The organism is Herbaspirillum huttiense (genome assembly GCF_047300815.1).
In the GTDB taxonomy this organism is placed as follows: Bacteria; Pseudomonadota; Gammaproteobacteria; order Burkholderiales; family Burkholderiaceae_D; genus Herbaspirillum; species Herbaspirillum huttiense_A.
In genome coordinates this window covers 224,572-242,404 of sequence record NZ_CP178609.1, presented here as the reverse complement: position 1 = coordinate 242,404, position 17,833 = coordinate 224,572, and the positions used below count along the sequence as shown (strand labels likewise).

Here is a 17,833-nt window from a genome sequence, read left to right as displayed (position 1 = left end):
GAAGCCCCATCGAGACGCACTACCCCTGTCGGGATGGTGAAATCCCGATAGGGTGGTTGATTTAAGACCTGCGGTACCGTCAAATGACGCGGTATGGAATCAGGTTCGGATTAATTGCCTTGGGAAATGTTCTTCAGCGGCTGATAATCAGTCGTATCAACGAAAAAGGGCCGATGCGTACACCGGCCCTTCTGGTCATAATTTGTTCTTGTGGTCGATCAAGCTACCTGTTCACCCCTCCGGATACTGCTTCGTCGGATTAGCGATCGCCACGATCAGCGGATTGTCAGGATCGTCCGGGTCCTCGATCACCAACTTAGGGTCGAGCTTGCTGCCTGTCACAGTTCCCAGTGCCCCGAACTCCCTGCGAGCTCCCGGGCGAGGAACGAAGTCGTTATACCCGTCGCACCCAAAGAACGCGGTTCCGAGGCGCTTTTCCAGGTCCGAAACAGCGTCATCCAACGTGTCTTCGCTGGCCTTATCGGCCGCTACGTCTGCCTTGATTTCCAGGACTTCCTGGATGTCATCTTGCAAGTCTTCGATGTAAATCATTTGAAATTCCTCGCATCAAACCTTACTGACTACAACTTCAATTTATTGGCCTTGCGGCGTTCTCGTTTGTTTTCCCTCGTATTGACCTGCTTGAAACAACAGATAATGTCGGAAACATCCGACCTCCTCGACTCTCAGGGTGGTCGCTTCCCCTTTGGGCATCTCCATCGTCAAAAATGTTCTCGGCGTCCGGCTGAACGTCCGCTACCGCTGAATCTTGCCAACTACCTCCAGAGGTTCATCAACTTTTAGTTGCCTTGCCGCAACTCTAAGAACTCCTTTCACCAGACTCAAAATATGGACGCGGCGCCCCTATCGTACAATGAAAAAGCGCAGTTAGACCAAAACTGGACTGGCCAGACGATGACATCACTCCGGGGCCGCTTCACTCGTGTGGGTTGGCGTGTAGGAAGCGCGCTGCGAAGGGTTGCTCGAAAAATAAAATGTAGTAGTCTGTCAACATTAAACGAGCACCCGGCCTTAGCGCTGCCGGCTCGATGTCTCGCTGAGTTTCGCCGCCAAAGGTACCCAATGCCAAGTGAATTTCCAGTCTCCGTGACCCTGTCTGCCGCCCCCGAAGGCGATACACCGATCAACAGCGTAGCCTATCAGGCTGAGCTTGCGGCCTTCAAGGCGGCGACCAAACCCAAAGCTTTTACTGCATACACCGTGGATTCGGTTGATGGAGGAGGGCATCTAACAGGCTTTTTTTCTTTTCAAGATGTCAAGCTTCTGCTTGAGGTATTAGCGCCAGTTGCCATTGCCTTTATTGCCCGCACTGCAGGGCGTAAAGTGAAGCTGCGCATCGGCGATGTAGAGGCCGAGGCGCGCAATGTTGAAGAGGTCGCAAAGCTCTTAGCTCTGGCCGAGGCTCACGCCAAACGGTCTCAGGCACCTACTCCCATCCCCGATCGGCCACAAAGTTACTGGCTGGGGTTCGTGTCTGAGAACGGTGCCAAAGACGTCAAACAGTTTGACACGGAGGCGAAAGCGATACGGTATCGCGAAGCTTCAAAAGCCGTATGGCAAATTCCTGCTCAGGTGACCACCGTTTTTCAGGCGGCGACGCGCGAAGAAGCCTTGGAGAAAATGGCCCGCTATTGAGGTCGGCACCTGCGAGTCCCCCTTACCCCAGCTGGCGGTAGGCATCCGCAAGGTAGAAGGGGAGGGAAACCCATCGTGTATCCACCGAAACTTGGAACGCATCGAATGGTATCGAACTGTCTGAAAACCTCTGGTTGGTTGATGAAGCTTGCTCTACGAGCCAAAACATGAATGCATCACCCTCACGTACTTGATCGTCCCATGTTCTTTGGAAGCCGGCATCACGCAAAGCACTCTCAGTACATCTAAGCAACACGGTATCGGGAAAGGATTTGTAATCTCTTCGTTTGGTTTCGCGAGCTTTCTCTAGCGAAGTCCAAAAACACATCCGATAGATCCGTTCACCGTCGGACAAATCGCTGTTTCTAGATCGAAGAAATTGGTGGAGCGGAGAATCGGTAGTCCATCGGCGAGCGCGAAACGAACTAGTGGTTATTGCAGCAAGGCTAGCGGCTCCATCTAGCCTATAAATGAAATTTGTCATTGGGAATCTTCCCCGGCCTTGCCGGATAGGCTACCAGCTGGCCGGACAGGACCTGACCCGGCTGGCATAAAGACCGGCACCACATTTTCCCACGGTCCGATGCCTTCGACCTCCAACTTTAAGCGGACGGACTGCCAATCACCCCGGCGCTCTCCAGGCAGGATCTCTACTGCCTCGACGTATCGCACACTTGGAATGAGCGTGTATGGCCTCTTCGATGCAAAATCAAGGTAGGGGACACAAGCCAGACGAATTACATCGAGCTTCATCCAACGCTCCAACCACGGTGAGTCCCCAAAGTCGTCAAAGAACTCTTTTAGGCGGGAGCCAGCCTTTGGATTCCATTTTGATTCACCTTGGACGTAAGACAGCGCCTGCTTAATGCGCTGAGGTAGCGAGGCGATCCCCGAAACCATCGCGAGGTCACCCTTCTCAAGCACCAAGTCATTACTGGCACTGCTGGATAGCGTAGGAGCGAGCGCATTTGCATCTTCTATGGGAAAGCGGGCTCGGATTGGGAAGGAGCACTCCAATGACCTCCCGGCCCGGCGCCAGGTCGGCTCGCCGGCTAGCTGACGCCCGTCGCCAAGTGCGTTGACGACCAAAAAGCAGTCGAACGGATCCCGTTGCTTAAAGCCCTCAATGAACGCTATAAGCGTACGAATGTTGCCTTGTACAAAATGGTCGATCCGCAAGTTCCAGGCCCGCGCAGAGCTGCCTAAAAGCTCCCCCAGGACAGCGATGTCAGGGCCGATGGCGACAAGATCTGCGCCTCGCAAAAAGCCTTGACCGGTGTTCAACTCCTCGGCAATAGAGCGCTCATGTTCCTCTTTCATCTCGATGAGGAGGGCTGGCGTGTATCGCGTCTCATCACGATCGATTTCCACGCTGTGCGAGCTGCAAAGCCAGATGCCGTTTCTGATGTCCGAGCGCTCTTCCGACGACATCTGTGGGTCAAAGCGACGGCCGCCGGGGGCTGCGGCATGGATATGAGCGGCTACGCCGATATTTGTCGTGGCATCAGCTGCTTCGTCGCTGGGGCCTATCGTCAGCACTCCACATCCACGCATAGAACATCGATACCCGGCCCTCATCGCGAGGCGATTTCTTGTTTGCGGCTTAAATTCATCAATGCTTTTACGGACCATGCTAGGTAATGTGTGCAAGCGGCGAACACCGTGCCGCATATTCTTGGGCGACGCCGGCATCGCCGACGCTTACTTCCCGCCGTTCTTCTGCCAGATATCGTTCATCTTGAAGCATGACGGCTGGGAATCTGTCACGGTAAATGCGTAATCCTGCCCATCACTGTCCTTCGCAGCAACAAAGAACGACCTGTATCCGTCACTATCGTGGGGTTTGTTCAATAGGGTAATCCGGTTGCCCCAGCGCTGCGTAAGCTGCTCAAACTCGACCTCAAGGGTGTTTTCCAGGCGAATGCATTTCTCTTTCCCGCCAACGACAAGCCATGCTTTTGACGTCTTGGTAGTTGGCACCTTGGGAATTGCTTTGACATCGAAACGCCCAGCCGGGATTTCCTCGACCGCTCCGTCTTGCCATCGCACCACGGCATTTCCGCGGTGATTGATGAGGTAGCATCCTTCCCGCACATGCCCCCCCAGTCTCCCCACCGCGTATTTTAACTGCCCGGTTTTGTCGGCCGTGCATGTCTGAGTCATGAGGATCACGCCATCCTGGCGCTCGCGATAACCCGCTTGCGCATATACCTCTGCATGAGAGATCGCAGGACTTATCATCGTAACAACCAAGCAAACCTTTGCAGCTAAGCAAATTTTGATTTTCATGCGCCCCCGGCGATTAGCTGACTGACGGACTCTATGGTCCAGTCATTATCTTTGATATTGGGACCACGCGGCCCCTGCAAGGTGATCGAGTTCGTGATGCTCGAATCAACCTCTTTCACGCTCTGCCCGCAACTACCAAATGGATACACACCCTTTAAATGCTGCTTTTCAACCCTTTAGAAGCTATTAACCGATTTAAAAGATGCTTTTTAACTCTTTACCGGTTTTGCATTCGCCACAGACGTATGATACGCTAACTATTGTTTTTCCACCCATAGTTGCACACTTATGCGGGTCGGATGTTTTCTTTCCACTATTTACCGTTAGGGGAAAAACGTGGCTAAACGCAATTTTACGCCTGAGGAATTGGAGGCTACACTCGGAGAGAATGTCCGAGAGTACAGGTTGAGCCTTAACATCACGCGAGAATCACTCGCCAACACGGCGGGAGTCAGCTTGAGCGCACTTCGAAGCCTGGAAAACGGGACCGGCTCCACGATCCGCACTCTCGTTTGCGTCCTTCGAGCCATCAATCGTGAGTCTTGGATCGATACTTTAGCCCCCTCCGGCTTCAATCCTTTAACCATGCCAAGAGACAGTGCCAAGAGACAGAGGGCTACCTCCCCGTCAAGCAGCGGCCGTCGTAAAACAGTATAACGGGAGCATTATGGCCACCAAATCATCACGCCGAAAGAAACCAGCAACGAAGTATGTACACGTCACAGCGATCGACGTGCACATCTGGGGGGAAAAAGTGGGCACCGTCGCCGCGGATACCAAATACCCAGCATACGCGTTCGCATTTACTCCGGAATTTGCAAAATCAGGGATCGAGCTCGCACCACTGCAAATGCCGCTGCGGCAAGAGCCATACACATTTCAGGATCTTCCGAAAGAAACTTTTTATGGCCTTCCAGCCGTGCTGGCCGATATGCTGCCAGATAAGTTCGGTTCCGCGCTGGTCAACAAATACATGGCCGAGCAAGGCATTCCGGCCTCGGATATTACGGCGCTAGATCGCCTGGCCTACATGGGCGAGCGCGGAATGGGCGCGCTCACTTTTAAGCCGACCCGCGGCCCACGTCGAACCAAACCGACCTCAATCGTGCTGACTGACCTGGTTACAGAGGCAAGACGCGCTCTGAAAGGCGACTTTCAAGGTGATGAGCACACCAACGCGGCGCTGCGTAGCATCATTGACGTTGGCACCTCGGCCGGCGGCGCTCGCGCTAAAGCAGTCATCGCGTGGAACAGCCAAACGGAGGAGATCCGCTCTGGACAACTCGATGCTCCGGAGGGGTTTGACCAATATCTACTCAAGTTCGATGGAGTAGGAAACGACCTCGACCTGGGTGCGACGGAGAACTACGGCCGGATTGAATATGCATATCACCTCATGGCACGTGAGGCCGGCGTTGAAATGACGGACTGCCGTCTTTTGGAGGAGAACGGCCGCGCTCACTTTATGACACGCCGGTTTGACCGAGATTCCGAAGGCAAGCGGCACCATATCATCACCCTCTGCGCGATGGCCCACGTCGACTTCAAGCTGAAGGGGACAAATTCCTATGCTCAGCTTTTTCAAACGATCTCCGCCTTGGATCTTCCACCCGAACAGATGGACGAAGCATTTCGCCGAATGATATTAAATATCTTTTCAAACAACTGCGATGACCATAGTAAAAATTTTAGCTTCCTCTTGCCGCAGGATACGCGTGAATGGCGCCTTGCGCCCGCCTACGATGTCACGCATGCATACAGTCCCACCAGCGAATGGACACACCAGCATCTCATGAGCGTGAATGGAAAGTTCAAGGGCATTGGTATCGATGACATTCTGGAAGAAGGGAATCGCTTTTCCACAATCAAACGGATCAACCGAATCATCGACCAGGTACGCTCTGCTGTGGGACAGTGGCGATCTTTCGCTGAGCAAGCCAAATTGCCAGAAGTCCAAACCCAAGAGATCGCGGATCAGATCGATTTGCTTTACTGAGTGCACACATGACCGGCCGCAAAAACTGGCCAACCAGGATCCAAAATGGAGAATCCGTGAACGGAGCAGACGAGATCATTAAGGTAACAGGACAATATCCGGTTTATCCCGGACATCCACTCACCATCGCTTGGGAAATCATGACCGTCTTCCCTAAAGCCGAGGATGCGCTGAAGACATTGCGAACCGAGCAGTTGAATTGTCCTGCGGCCGTTGCGGACGAACGAATAACCGGCGGAGGAGGCGAGGTCTACGCGGCCTGCGATCTTCTGCGGCGGGCGATCGCTGGCGAACCGGCAGAGGTTCTCTTAGAATGGGCCGACGAACGATGGTCGCGAGGAAATGCTGGTGGTCACGTCGCCGCAGTGGAACCCGGGCAAGCACAAGCAGAACAGATCAAGCCCTTGTTCGCTGCCAAACTCGCGAGTTGGCTCCTTCCGCTTCGTTAGGGATCGCGCGGCGTGATCGTATGCCTATGCCACCAACCATGGGATCGTCTTGACGCCGACGAGCTGACACGACGCACGATATTTCACTTCATAACTACTTAATTCTTACTATGAAATCCACGCTTGCCACACGGTTACTCAAGGCTATGACTGAGGCTGGGTTTGCATCTCAATCCGACCTTTCCCGTAACGCTGGAGTACCTCAACCAACCATCAATCGGATCTTGAAAGGCCACGGCGGTCCCCAGATCAAAACAGCAGAAAAGCTAGCGAAGGCTTGCAAGGTGAGCACCACATGGCTGCTCGGCGGCGATACTAACAATGGCAAAACTTCGCCATCGAAAAACGAGGCACTCTCGCCATCCCAGAACCAGTGGCTCTTGTTGATGGATTACCTGGGCTCAGATGATATTCGCGAATTTTCCGCCCTAATCAAGGCCCGTCAGGATCGGAATAAGCGTCTCTTGAAAGATCTCGGGGCTTTGTGAATCTAAATAGTCCCAAGCGATCGGACACCCGTTTCTCAAATTTTCATATATCCGATAGTGACCTCAACAAAAGAATTCAACATCGTTTTCGCCGCAGGTTCCCGACCGGCCCTTCAGCCGTACTGCGATCAGCTGGGTATATCACCGCTCAGCCCCGACGGGGCTGTGATTTTCCAACTTGAAGATAACCAGGTTACTGCCTTAAAGGTAGCTCTTTCAAATTCGGGAATCGAGCCGACGAGCAACTGGCCTCGACAGACCGCCGCAGGGAGAGCCCCTGGCGTCCATCATGTACTCGAACGAACCTTCGTTGTCACCACAGCAGCTGATGATTTCAAACTTAAAACCGGCTATCTGGGACCATGCGTGGCTTTCTATGGGCGCCACAAAAGGGCTGATGTGTCGTTCATGGCTCACATTGATGGCTACTTCGCAGGAATGGATGAGCTGACGGCGCAGTTGCGACATGCATCGGACGACCAGCTAGCAAGCTTCGATCTGTATTTTTGCAGCAATTACACTCTTCCATTACGTTTCATATTGCTAATCCTAAGTGTCGTCTGTGCCGCCTTTGCGTGGTGCCAGAGCAGCTCCGGATCCGTTGCATTTCCCATGCTGGTTACAGGCCTCGCTCTCGTAGTAGCCCAATTCTTCTTTTTTTCTATAGTCAAAATTTGTTATTACTCTAAGCGGCATTTTGGGAAGCTTCCGCAAGCATGTATGCCGAGGCAAATTTGGGGCAGAGTCGAAGTCCAGTCAAATCCCAATTCTCCTACTGGCTTCGACGCCCCTCGGAAGGAGTGGGATTCGCCCAGCGTAACTGCTGTCACCTATGCCGTCCCCGACAGACGACTGCACCGGCTGGTCGATGGGCGCAAGCTAGCAACCGCTCCGCAGCAGCAACAACGATAACAGTCCCAGCATGCAAACTGCAACCCTAGTTTGGAAATCGCTAGTCGCAAGCAGCACCGCACACTCGGAAGAACTTTTGATAGACCTAAAGACTGCGTTTTCCTCCACTCCAGGCTTGACGGATAAACCTGTCTGCAATGAGATCCGCCGGGATAATCAAGGTGCCGGAGCTCTGGTACAGTGCGACTTCGTCTGCCAGATCTCGCCGCAATACTCCCAGATCCTTCGAGTGAGCGTGGAATCTGGCCAAGTTCGCGTGTTGACCGCAATTGAGCGTGCTCAAAGCGGCTCCCGTGCAGGCACTGAACTCATAGAATGGTCCGTCGCGATGATCACTGCGGAGCCTGAGGAGACGGTCGTCGTGTTTGCTAACAGAGCCATTGCGCTTGCCATCGAGAACCATACGGACTTACTTCTGGAAGCCGGGGCTTCGCCAACTGAGGCAAAAGTAATAGCAACCCGCAGGTGGGGATAGCCCTATGCAGCACCGGGCGAAAAGGTGCATCCTCGCCTCCCGCCCTGCAGGCTTACTCTCAATGAAGTCGGACAGACTTTCGGCTCGGCCAGCGTTTTTAGATATCATCAAAACTTGTCGACAGCATTAGATAACCAAGGACCACAATGAAGATTCTGAGACTCAGGGGCGATATCCCCGCTGAATTCAAGAAAGCCGCGACCAGTCTTGCGCACGCTAATTCAAAAGAACTCTCAGCCCACACCGTAGAAGGGTCTGATCCCTTTCTTCTCTTCACTCAAGCCGAAGTCATCTCGCGGCTGAAGCACGACTTACAGCTGGTCGAAAATCCTATCGTTCACCAAGGTGTGAAATATATTGCTGAGGTGATCGTTGCTGTCGACGACTCCGTCGCACCGGAAAAACTCGTTGGCTTCATCACTTACAAACCGCGATCGCCGGCACTGACCTCGGCTTCGATTGCGTACGCAGTTGTCGACGCTGCGTATCGGGGCCGAGGGCTGTTGAAAGCAATGTTGAATGAGCTGTTGAGCCACTATCCAAACCTGGGCTTGGACTGCCCCGTGGCTTTGGTACCGCTGTATGAAAAGCTCGGCTTTCGCGTTATCGGTGCCCAGGGCGGGCACGTTGCGATGAACCTCGGTGAGATCAATGGAATACACATAACCTTCACCGAGCAAGAAATGATGCACTCCCCCCAAATGAAAGAGGCCCAATTAAGAATGAAAGCCACTTTACGTCAGGAGTGGGCTGCCGCCCTCGACCGATTTCATCGCCAGAATGCACAGGCTGAGCTTCGTGCACAAGAATTCGTTTCAAGCAAGCTTAGTGAAACCGGTAAAACAGCCAATTGAGGCTTGCTCCGATCTGGTGAGACACCCCCGACGCACAATCAGTTGCCTGATGGCGACCCGTTTCGGCCGGTATGCCGACGAGAAAGCAAGAGATGGGACAAGCAAAACAACGAGGCAGCAGGGAAGAACGAATTGCCCAAGCCACGAGCAAGGCAAATGCTGAGGATAGCAACGCGTTCATCGAAACCATTTTCGTGACCCACCGCGTTGAGGGTACGGAGGAGGCTGAATACGACCTGGAAATCACCGACAAATTTGAAATGCAGGCTGGCTCAGCACGTGATGTGCGGAGCGCTCGTATGCGGGTGGGCCTACGGAATAGCTCGGGGATAATCTACCGTGATGTCGGGATTACTGGGCTAGGCGAATTCCTTAGTTTCGTGCAGCACATGCAAGACATTGGGCTTGTCGACGAGCTTGCGGCGTCGTCAGGCGCGCGCAGCGGATACGACGCAATCTTCCGCGCCTGAATTTCGGATACCAGCTGGCGGTCATTGATAGAAGGAGAAGAAATGTTCTTTCCGCACGAATGCTCAGAATTGCCTATGAACGCTCTAGCGATCATGGCCATTCTCACGGTTTCGTTAAGCGCTGTTCTTTTTGGCGGTCCTATATTCTTGCGTCGCTTGGTGAGCCGCTACGAACTTCAGATCTCGGATACCTTCTATAAGGTCTGGCCGTTCTACTGTATATTTTGTGCGGTTGCATTAGCAGGCGGGTGGGTTAGTGCCATACGTTTTCAAATGACTTGTACCTGACTCCGTTGGATTTTAGGGTCAGGTGTTGAAGCAATAGTGCAAGGTCGACATGGAAAAATTCAAGGTCGGGGACAAAGTGAGGGAGCGCGGCACAAAGCAGGTGATGGCCATCTGCGGTGACGCTGGTGTTGCAACGAATTCCGTTACACGTGGCGTTGTGACCTCGCCGGGGAAAGTCCTTTGCGTCTGGCAAAATAAAAGTGGGCGCAAGATTCAAAGAGCATTTGTTGAGAATGCGCTGGAATTGGTCACAGAGGATGCGTAGACCAGGGCAACCAGCCTGATACCGCTACCGGGCACAGCTCCTGAACTCGATTCCTACAAAGCACAGAACGGAAATCAACATGGTGGCCATTGTCATTGTGAAAGACGGTGCAGGAAACGACTGGGAGGTCGTCAGCAACACACGGCGGACATATACCGCGGGATGCGTCACGCGATGGATCGCCCGACGCACCTGGTACGACGGCAAAGGGCAGGTACAACACGAGACGCTCAGGAATCCCAGTGGTCGAACAAAGCGCTTTCACACCGAGTCAGCGTGCATAGCGGCTCTAACTGGGGAGCCTCGGCCCGCTCTTCACCCCGCAGTACCTGGCGAAGCCCTTTGGTGAGCAGCACGATATGGCTATTGATCCGAGCGCGAAGGCCGGCCCTGAAACTCTTGCCCGATTGGCTGCGGACTGCCGGCTCAGAGCTGCCTGGCTGGAACTACATGCTCGAAGATTCGCGGGCACACCCGAGGGGGCGTCTGCAGCAGTCGAGGCCCGCTACTCTCGTGAAATGGAGAAAAGTTTCACGTCAAAACAGGATTAGGAGTTGCTGCTGCGGTGCGTTAAGTCCCTTGATTTGGACGGCTTCCGCGCAGCTCTGCCGCCTCCTCGCGAGCCTCCCGAGCCTCCTTGCGGGCCTCGTTGACGTCTTGCCGCAATTCGGAAAGTCGACTTTCAAGGTTCTCTTTTCCCGCTTGAAGCACTGCCGCTTTCTGTTCGGCGGTGGCAACCCTCTGGAGTGCGAGATCGAGCTCGGCTCGAACACTGACCAACTCGGCCTTACACGAGGCAAGGTCAGCGCTCAGTTGTTCGGACTTTCCCTCTGCTAAAGCTTTTTGGGCCGCGGCTTCCGCCAGCTGCTGGGAAAGGCCCTCGATCTCTCTATTCCTCTGGTCCCCGTCCTCAACCAAATCCGAGATCTCCTCGGCCCGGACCCGAATCTCTTCTTCCAATGGTTTGCGGACCTCGTCGATCAAATCCTGAATGTTTTTCTGAAGACCGGCCAGTACCGCCGGCTGCAGGGAAATTCCTCGCCCTGCACTCTGATTTTCGAGCAGCTTCGCATTATTCTCACGCCAATCCTTGAGCACGGAGCTGATGGTCGTCATTGATCCCGAACGGAGCGCCGCTAAGACTCCGCGGGCGGTTGGCATGGCGCCCTCCGCATAAATCTTGTCTGCGGCGGCGACGATTTGCTCAACGGTCAGAGGAGGTTTTTTCATTATTGAGTGCAGTGGTTATCAAATCCAGGTCGAGATACTATCATCGGGGCTCAGATTATCGCCTTAAAGACTAAGGGGGCAGAACCCGGAATTGCTACACCAGCAATAACATCAATGATAACGTAACATGATAACGCGTTACGTTATCATGTTACGTTATCTGTTATCACTGGTAGGTTTCAGCAGAACGCTCCCGGTGCGGCAGGCTCCGTGCCAGACGTCTCAGTGGGGCACAACTCATTGCCGAGAGGGTCGGCGCCAGCTCGATGCTGTAGTGGCCGCTGCCGATCGCCGTGGAAAGGAAAGTCATGGATGCGCTTCAACTGGTCGTAGTTGGGTGGTTGACAGGAGGGTCGCTGATTGCGAGCAGCCTCCTCTTACTGGATTCTCCGTCCGGGGTTGATCGACAAAGCATCCAAACCTTGCTGATGGAAATTCACCCCCGTGTTCGAAAGGATGCCCAGGACCTACTCGACAAAGCACTGAGCCGGCCTTGGCTTCAAAAACGTCACCTAGCCGCCTTGCGGTCGCGCATAGCTATGATGGATGCAGAAGCTCGCCGAGATGAATCAGAACACGCCTACCGCGACCTAGCCGGCGCCAGGGGTGAACGATCAACTCAATCCGCAGGATCGCCATGAAAATGCCCGCAGCAGGCTTTCTTTCGCCCCTTGTTAGCGATTGGCGCAGTGTCGCCCATGAAGCCGCTTCCGAACGGTTTGCTCTCGCCTATGAAATAAACCAGGCCAGTGTGGCGATCCTTTCCACCTTGGAGCCTTCATTGCGCTCGGATCGGGAACTCATTGGGGCCGCACTATTCGGCCGCGCACTGCAGTCGTTTGAGGCGACGATTCTTCTGGCAGAGCGGGGAATGGTGGCTGATGCTGGCCTGGTCGCACGGAGTATTGTTGAGTGCGCAATATTCCAAGCCGCCGTAGCTACGATTGACGACTTTCCCAAGCGAATGGCTGCCTCGAACAACGCGCACTTCGCCAGCATGGCTCGCGCGGTAGCAGACCAGCTTGCGGCCGGCGTAGACAAAGCGGAGCACGACCAATCTCAGGACATACGCAAGCTACTTGAAGAGATCGCTTCTACAGCAGTGATGCCTGCAGACATCAAACTCCGTCAGCTTGCGCGGGAGACCGGCATGGAAAAGCTGTACGAGATCGTCTACCGAAAATTATCCGGCGAGGCAGCGCACCCATCGTTAGCATCCATCGAGCGCCACTTTCGCCGCGATGAGCAGGGACTTATCGCACAGCTCATCTTTGCACCCCAGGTGGACGGACTGTCGGACCTGCTTGGGTCAGCCGTCACGGCGGGGCTGGCCAACCTCCAGGCTCTAGCGGAGACTTTTCGACGTACCGACATAGCTGACCTCTACCAGACGTTTAATGACCGCCATCGCATCATCGCGATGGAGCAACAGCAGCCGGTCTAAATCTTCACCATTTTTCCGCTCCGAAGTTTTGCATTTCCTCTTGCACATCTACGCCGGCATCGGCATACAACCAAGAGGAAATTATGAAAGTTCGTCAAGTACTAGCCAACAGTGATCAATGCCAAGACATCGGCGCCGTCCACGGCTTGCTGTCAGCTTTGAAACATGAATTTGAAATGACGCCGGCGCTGCGGGATCTAATCCTCAGCAACGACGACTGCGCCATAGAGAAAGGCAAACCCATGGTTCAGTTTGAATTTCGCAAACCCCTTTCTCCGTTCTACGAGATCGCCATCCGGCCGGAAATTCGCAACACCAAAATGACCATCCAGGTCTATACAACTTACTTCGTGGGCGGCGAGGGCCGCAACAGCAAACAATGCCAGCTGGTGGAAGGGATGAACAGCCTCTTCGACGCGGAACCCGAAACCACAATCATGGCTCTGGCAAGCGAAGCCAAACAGGTCGCGATTGCTCAGCATATCGAGCTACTGAAGCGGGCAGGATCGGATCCACTCACAGCGCAGATGCTCGCACGCAAGTTCTGGCAGTAAAAATGGCAGCACCGAAATCGGCCGGCACTCCTTTCGAGAGGCTGGCTGCTTTTTGTGACCAAATCAGTAGCACCATCCTCACGAAAGGAAGCAAATGAACAAAGGCATTACCAAGCCAAGCTTGCCAACCGACTCGGCCAACCCCCGCCTGGTAGTAGATGGGATAGGGGAGGACGGTTTGTTTGCGGGCGACGGCAAACATATGCCATTCGTAGTATTCGACACGCACCAGCAGAAAATTGTAGCCGGGCCGTATGATTCGCATCATGAAGCTGTTGCAGCTATGGGGAAAATCCTACTGGGGGCGCCGGCGCTCTTGGACGAAGTGAAACTGGATGCTCAGCTGGAAGCAATCGATAGCGCCATCGCTTAAACGGTCTAGGCAGTATCACCAACCCCTCTTAAAATCCCGAGCCTCGCGACCTACTGGTCCGGGGCTCTTTTTTTATTTGCCGGCTCCAACTGCCGGGTTATAGCGAAAGTAGCCATGAAAATTACAGGCGGAAGAAAGACATCACCTTGAGCAATTAACTTTCCTATGGAGATTTTATGGGCAGCGCGAACTATGAACGTAACCTAAAGAAGTGGCAGTCTCTCCGTCGATATGGAAGTCGCTCGTTGAAGACTTTCATGCGCCGGAACGGGAATCTGACGATCGCAGAGCTGCTTTCCGCGGTCAAGAAGCAGTTCAAGGGACGCCGCTAACGGCGGCGATATCCTCAAATCAACTACATCATCGCGAGTACTCCAATGAACCAAGACGCAGAAACTGTGAAGCAAGAGGCCGCTCGACTGGGCATCAGCCTGAACGAGGTCCGCCGACGTCGGAATGCATCGACACCACGCAAGGAAGTGCTCCGCCTGGTGGACGGTGGGACCTACATCGATGGCCATGGCGACATCGTAACGGTCCGTCATCTCCCACCTCCGGAGCAGAAACCGGAAGGGACGAAGCACGTCTTCATCTGTGACGAAACCTTCCGCCGCTACACCGAGCACGGAATCTATGATTCGGTCAATGGCCCTCTGGTGAAATTCAACCTCTTGGCTGAAGCCAGTAAGTGATCGAAAATGACCAAGCAACTTGATGACGAGATCCTCTCTGCAATTCGCAACGGTAGCGACACGCGGGAGAAATTGATGGAAATTCCGAATCTCCGTGTACAGACCTGGTCAGTCGTTTCTGATCGTCTGAAGGCGCTGGTGAAAGATCGAATCCTCGTCGCGAACAAAACGGGCTGGAGACTGGCCAAGTGACCCTTAACCCCTGAGATATCGATCCCTGATCGATCCACCTCATCAGCCCCGAGACTTTTCAAGTCCGGGGCTTTTTTTATCTAACCTTGCTATTTACGACTGGCTATCTCGCCCTAAAATACTTCGCATGACACTGACAGCACGCGCCCGGCGCGTCATCCCGATAGCGACGCTTCCAAAACCGGTGATGGGAACTCCATGCAACGGATGCGGACACTGCTGCCTGACCGAAGTTTGCCTTCTTGGCCGCGAGCTAGGGGATACTGAACTATGCGCCGCACTAATACACCGCGAGGATGGCAGCTTTGCGTGCGGCCTTGTGGTATCTCCTTATGACCACTTGCCAGCCGAGCGCACACGAACTTGGCGCATGATCGACCAAATGAAGGAGGGGGCTGGGGAATCAGCCCTACGCGCCTTCCACGCAGATATCCTCGGCGCTGGCCTCGGTTGCGACTCGGTTGATCGATAGCCTCACGTCCAACATGATTTACAGCTGAAGCTCCGGGCAGTAGAATCGCCGCGGACCCGCCGACGAAATCAGCCCTTTGTTTCCCGGCGAGCAATCGTCTATTCATGGACCGAGTATCACCTATGGCTCGCGCTAAGCAAACCAGGCGACCCTTGGTAGTCGTCTGCCTTCATCCGCCGCCGATACTGAAATCGCTTCGCATTAAGCCCTGCGGAAAGCATTCAGTAAGTCTGACTCCCCCCCTACGCTTGACCAATTCTCTCCCTGGCGTCCCGCACTTTGCGTCGCCCTTCTGCAGTAAAACTCCTACTACGAGGCAAAACATGTCCATCAAGACCATGGTCATACGACCAATCTCCGCAGTCCTTTTCTTCTCATTCGGGTTTGCTGCCCTGACCGCCTACGCCGAAGATACCGGCGTTGTCATCGGAAAAAATGCAGATGGTTCCGATATCGCCGGCTGTGTAAGAGCGATAACACCGGTGGATTTCCAGAAGAAGAACACGGCGACTGGCGCCTCACCGGTCCTACTTACCGCGACTGGCACGGCCCCATTGGTAATTTCCGGTATCGCGTCAATTTCAGGAGACCAGGTGATAGTCCGGCCAATGCTCGTCGCTCAGAACGATGGCAGCGCCTTTTCCGGGAAGATAAGCAATCTGTCATTCCCAGCGGCGGCAGGGAGCAAGCTGAGCACCGATTCAGGCTGCGCTCAGCCAGCATCCGCACAAGGAACCTCGGGACACTGATCGCTGCTCACGATATAAGGGCGTGATGGACATATCGTCGATGCCAACTAACTACCGAGGAGAAATGATGTCCACCAACGCCAACACCAACGCCAACGCGAATGCAGTGCAACAGGCCGGCCGGACTCCGCTGTTCTGGTTCTATATGCGCGGATGCCTACCCGAAACGCGAGAGGTCCACGTTCTGCATACCCAGGCGATCGACGTGGAAGCCGCGGAAACCATGTTCGAGAACGAGATATGGAGTCGCGCTTTTCCCGACCAAGCTGAACGAGAACGAGCCCAGGCGGGTGCCCAACGTGAGCACGGCCAACTCGTGTTCTATGAATGCCTCTTGATGTCCAGCTCCGAAATCACCTCGCTGTGATTCCGCTCTAAATGTGCAATACAAAAGCCAAGGGTCACTGATCCTTGGCTTTTTCTCTTTGGCACCTACGCCGCGACAGGTACCTCACTCGACAAAGTCCGGGATCCGACGATGCTATGATAATGGCCATGAACACCCTACAAAAAAAGACGTATAACGAGGAACTGAAAGACCTGGTCAACCAATCAGGCCTTAGCCAGCAGGGTGCGCTGGATTTATTCAATAGCGGGCGCACCAGCCCATACACCCTCTCATCCTGGAAGGCATTTCTAGCGAGCCCAACCTCAGCTCGCTGGCGGCCATTCAATGAGGACCTGTGGCGCCACGCTGAGACGACCCTGGGCCCCTCTAGCCCTGAAGAAAGAAGTTTGCCGGACCCTGCATCCGATAGCGGACGCAGCGACTAAGCCTACAGACATGAAATCGCGAGTGGCGTCCTGCCTTTCACATGCTTCGCATAAATTGCAACCACCGCTGAAATCGATTCGCTCGTCGATGATCGAACGATGGGAGCAATCCTTTTCCGCGGAAGCAATTTACAGCCACACTCTGGAGGGGTTCAGTCTCAAGCCGAGCGGAGCCTACTCATATGCAAGGCAGGCATTCCCGGAAATGGCTGGCATCGTCCAGCGCACCGAAGCGCTGGTCAATTACGACATCACCGACATAGAGTGCCTGTCAGCTCTAGACGAAGATATTCCGCACTACGACACGCTGGATGAATTCATCGAAACTGAGCGGCCTCTGTTCGTCGCTGATATTTCCGATGAGGCGCTAGCACGTCACCTACGATGGTCCGAGGTCAGAATTACGGATCCGGGACGCGGCGACTTTCTTCAGCGCTGGGATTGGGACGGGCGGCTGACACTTTCTAATGCTGGCGGCACACACCATCTGGCCGCCGCCAGATTTATCGCTGCACGTCTGCAACGTTCAGTTCCTTTGCGATCGCGCCTCATACGCCATACGCTGTCTGAAGACGCACTGCTAAGCCTGACATCCCGTTTTTCACTATGGGCAATAAACATATCACTTCGGGCGACTGAAACGGCGGTACGTGACGAGCTCAGACGCCAGCGAACGGCATACTTCACCTTTTCAATGCCAATTCCGTATCGACAGGCCGTAGGCCTATTGATACCTCACACCGCAGCTCGCCAAGACATGACCCGCAGTACACTGGCAGCTCTCGGAGCCATGGACGTTGGCAGTCATCTAGAGGCGCTATTACTACGGCAAAACTGTCGCTTAAATCCCGATGCGTAAATCCACCAAAACCTCAACCGGTACTGGCGTTCCCGCCGAACATCGGTCTACGGTGCCGAGCCGCCTGCGCGCGCTTGTGAACCAGGGCAGTGTAGCGTTGCCTGAAATTCAGCAGCAACTTCTCATCGAAGCTGCTGCCGAGATTGAAGGAGCTGAAGAGGCGTTCGCCGTGATAGTTCAAAGGAACTCAATGCTCCGGGCCCGGGTGGCTCAGCTTGAAAACAGCGTGCGGATCATGCAAACCCTCATTCCCGCCAATCAACCAACGTAAAGCGAGTAGTTACTGTAGAGTCTTACCAGAAGCTGATGTGCATACGCGCTGAACCAGAGGAAACAACCTCCGGCAAAGTAG

The 17,833-nt window shown here is 54.3% G+C and carries 23 protein-coding genes; 19 read left to right on the top strand and 4 right to left on the bottom strand.

Annotation, left to right across the window (positions count from 1 at the left end; genetic code table 11):
* Positions 1-231: 231 nt before the first annotated feature.
* Entirely contained in the window at positions 232-552 is a 321-nt protein-coding gene (locus ACLRDN_RS26480) for a hypothetical protein (RefSeq protein WP_413460466.1), read from the bottom strand.
* A gap of 555 nt (positions 553-1,107) precedes the next feature.
* On the opposite strand from ACLRDN_RS26480, the gene ACLRDN_RS26475 reads away from it, so the two are divergent.
* Positions 1,108-1,656, top strand: coding sequence for a hypothetical protein (locus ACLRDN_RS26475; RefSeq protein WP_413460465.1), 549 nt, complete (start codon positions 1,108-1,110; stop codon positions 1,654-1,656).
* A 480-nt stretch (positions 1,657-2,136) separates the two neighbouring features.
* On the opposite strand, the gene ACLRDN_RS26470 is transcribed toward ACLRDN_RS26475, so the two are convergent.
* Positions 2,137-3,195, bottom strand: a complete 1,059-nt coding sequence (locus ACLRDN_RS26470; RefSeq protein ID WP_413460464.1) for a hypothetical protein — start codon at positions 3,193-3,195, stop codon at positions 2,137-2,139.
* Between the two features lie 162 nt (positions 3,196-3,357).
* Complete coding sequence (locus ACLRDN_RS26465; protein WP_413460463.1) at positions 3,358-3,945, bottom strand: hypothetical protein; 588 nt, start codon at positions 3,943-3,945, stop codon at positions 3,358-3,360.
* Positions 3,946-4,281: 336 nt separating this feature from the next.
* Between ACLRDN_RS26465 and ACLRDN_RS26460 the strand changes: the two genes are divergently transcribed.
* From ACLRDN_RS26460 to ACLRDN_RS26425, 8 genes are all read left to right on the top strand, one after another.
* Positions 4,282-4,602 (top strand): helix-turn-helix domain-containing protein, encoded by a 321-nt coding sequence (locus tag ACLRDN_RS26460; RefSeq protein ID WP_413460462.1) that lies wholly within the window; start codon positions 4,282-4,284, stop codon positions 4,600-4,602.
* 10 nt (positions 4,603-4,612) lie between these two features.
* Positions 4,613-5,941, top strand: coding sequence for a type II toxin-antitoxin system HipA family toxin (locus ACLRDN_RS26455; protein ID WP_413460461.1), 1,329 nt, complete (start codon positions 4,613-4,615; stop codon positions 5,939-5,941).
* 8 nt (positions 5,942-5,949) lie between these two features.
* Positions 5,950-6,390 (top strand): hypothetical protein, encoded by a 441-nt coding sequence (locus tag ACLRDN_RS26450; protein ID WP_413460460.1) that lies wholly within the window; start codon positions 5,950-5,952, stop codon positions 6,388-6,390.
* A 110-nt stretch (positions 6,391-6,500) separates the two neighbouring features.
* Positions 6,501-6,878, top strand: a complete 378-nt coding sequence (locus ACLRDN_RS26445; protein ID WP_413460459.1) for a helix-turn-helix transcriptional regulator — start codon at positions 6,501-6,503, stop codon at positions 6,876-6,878.
* Between the two features lie 57 nt (positions 6,879-6,935).
* Positions 6,936-7,790 (top strand): hypothetical protein, encoded by an 855-nt coding sequence (locus tag ACLRDN_RS26440; RefSeq protein WP_413460458.1) that lies wholly within the window; start codon positions 6,936-6,938, stop codon positions 7,788-7,790.
* A 621-nt stretch (positions 7,791-8,411) separates the two neighbouring features.
* On the top strand, positions 8,412-9,119 hold the full coding sequence (locus tag ACLRDN_RS26435; protein WP_413460837.1) for a GNAT family N-acetyltransferase: 708 nt from the start codon (positions 8,412-8,414) through the stop codon (positions 9,117-9,119).
* Positions 9,120-9,211: 92 nt separating this feature from the next.
* Complete coding sequence (locus ACLRDN_RS26430; RefSeq protein ID WP_413460836.1) at positions 9,212-9,589, top strand: hypothetical protein; 378 nt, start codon at positions 9,212-9,214, stop codon at positions 9,587-9,589.
* Between the two features lie 337 nt (positions 9,590-9,926).
* Entirely contained in the window at positions 9,927-10,142 is a 216-nt protein-coding gene (locus ACLRDN_RS26425) for a hypothetical protein (protein ID WP_413460835.1), read from the top strand.
* A 570-nt stretch (positions 10,143-10,712) separates the two neighbouring features.
* Here ACLRDN_RS26425 and ACLRDN_RS26420 read toward each other — a convergent pair.
* Positions 10,713-11,372, bottom strand: a complete 660-nt coding sequence (locus ACLRDN_RS26420; RefSeq protein WP_413460834.1) for a DNA-binding protein — start codon at positions 11,370-11,372, stop codon at positions 10,713-10,715.
* A 637-nt stretch (positions 11,373-12,009) separates the two neighbouring features.
* On the opposite strand from ACLRDN_RS26420, the gene ACLRDN_RS26415 reads away from it, so the two are divergent.
* The 10 genes from ACLRDN_RS26415 to ACLRDN_RS26370 all read left to right on the top strand — a co-directional run bounded on the left by ACLRDN_RS26415 (position 12,010) and on the right by ACLRDN_RS26370 (position 17,752).
* Positions 12,010-12,816, top strand: a complete 807-nt coding sequence (locus ACLRDN_RS26415; protein ID WP_413460833.1) for a DUF5677 domain-containing protein — start codon at positions 12,010-12,012, stop codon at positions 12,814-12,816.
* A gap of 83 nt (positions 12,817-12,899) precedes the next feature.
* Positions 12,900-13,370: a hypothetical protein gene (locus tag ACLRDN_RS26410; protein WP_413460832.1), complete on the top strand. Its 471-nt coding sequence runs from the start codon at positions 12,900-12,902 to the stop codon at positions 13,368-13,370.
* A 94-nt stretch (positions 13,371-13,464) separates the two neighbouring features.
* On the top strand, positions 13,465-13,743 hold the full coding sequence (locus ACLRDN_RS26405; RefSeq protein ID WP_413460831.1) for a hypothetical protein: 279 nt from the start codon (positions 13,465-13,467) through the stop codon (positions 13,741-13,743).
* A 377-nt stretch (positions 13,744-14,120) separates the two neighbouring features.
* On the top strand, positions 14,121-14,435 hold the full coding sequence (locus tag ACLRDN_RS26400; RefSeq protein WP_413460830.1) for a hypothetical protein: 315 nt from the start codon (positions 14,121-14,123) through the stop codon (positions 14,433-14,435).
* Positions 14,436-14,441: 6 nt separating this feature from the next.
* Positions 14,442-14,627: a hypothetical protein gene (locus tag ACLRDN_RS26395; RefSeq protein WP_413460829.1), complete on the top strand. Its 186-nt coding sequence runs from the start codon at positions 14,442-14,444 to the stop codon at positions 14,625-14,627.
* A gap of 795 nt (positions 14,628-15,422) precedes the next feature.
* Positions 15,423-15,848: a hypothetical protein gene (locus tag ACLRDN_RS26390; protein ID WP_413460828.1), complete on the top strand. Its 426-nt coding sequence runs from the start codon at positions 15,423-15,425 to the stop codon at positions 15,846-15,848.
* A 67-nt stretch (positions 15,849-15,915) separates the two neighbouring features.
* Positions 15,916-16,215, top strand: a complete 300-nt coding sequence (locus ACLRDN_RS26385; protein ID WP_413460827.1) for a hypothetical protein — start codon at positions 15,916-15,918, stop codon at positions 16,213-16,215.
* Between the two features lie 128 nt (positions 16,216-16,343).
* The gene (locus tag ACLRDN_RS26380; RefSeq protein WP_413460826.1) at positions 16,344-16,622 is read left to right on the top strand and encodes a hypothetical protein; all 279 of its coding nucleotides are present in this window, start codon (positions 16,344-16,346) and stop codon (positions 16,620-16,622) included.
* A 10-nt stretch (positions 16,623-16,632) separates the two neighbouring features.
* A complete protein-coding gene (locus tag ACLRDN_RS26375; protein WP_413460825.1) occupies positions 16,633-17,481 on the top strand; it encodes a DUF6685 family protein in 849 nt (282 codons plus the stop codon).
* Positions 17,474-17,752: a hypothetical protein gene (locus tag ACLRDN_RS26370; RefSeq protein WP_413460824.1), complete on the top strand. Its 279-nt coding sequence runs from the start codon at positions 17,474-17,476 to the stop codon at positions 17,750-17,752. Before ACLRDN_RS26375 ends, ACLRDN_RS26370 begins: the two co-directional genes overlap by 8 nt.
* Positions 17,753-17,833: the final 81 nt, after the last annotated feature.